The organism is Paraburkholderia podalyriae, assembly GCF_014397785.1.
GTDB classification, from domain to species: Bacteria; Pseudomonadota; Gammaproteobacteria; order Burkholderiales; family Burkholderiaceae; genus Paraburkholderia; species Paraburkholderia podalyriae.
On the sequence record NZ_VZQQ01000288.1, the window covers coordinates 1 to 568 of the forward strand.

At 59.7% G+C, this 568-nt stretch carries 1 pseudogene; it reads right to left on the bottom strand.

The features are described 5' to 3' along the window. A pseudogene (locus tag F6X42_RS43070) lies at positions 1-568 on the bottom strand (IS3 family transposase); the annotation flags it as partial.

Genomic DNA, 568 nt, shown 5'->3' on the forward strand with positions numbered 1-568 from the left:
ACGCTTCTTCCAACGCCTCGACAGCGTGCATCGCTTCCATCGTAATCGCCACGCGGTGGGCCAGTACCTTTCGGCTGGCCCAGTCCACCACGGCGGTCAGATATACGAAGCCGCGCGCCATCGGGATATAGGTCGTATCCAGTGCCCAGACCTGGTTTGCCCGATTGATCGTCATGCCCCGCAACAGATAAGGCCAGATCTTGTGCTTAGCATGACGGCGGCTCGTGTTCGGCTTGCAGTACAGCGCCTCAATGCCCATGCGCTTCATCAGCGTGCCGACGTGTTTGCGCCCGACCCTGATAGCTTCACGTTTGAGCAGGCGAACCAACATTCGCGCACCGGCAAACGGGAACTCCAGATGCAATTCATCGAGCCGCCGCATCAACTTCTGATCGGCCTCGCTGACCGGGTGCGGTTGGTAGTAGGCGCTTGAACGGGCAATGCCCACCAGCCGCACCTGCCGGCTCACCGGCAATGCGTGCTCGCGATCAATCATCGCTTTACGCTCAGCAATCCCGCCTTGCCGAGCGCGCTTTCCAAAAAATCGTTCTCCAGAGTCAATTGCCCG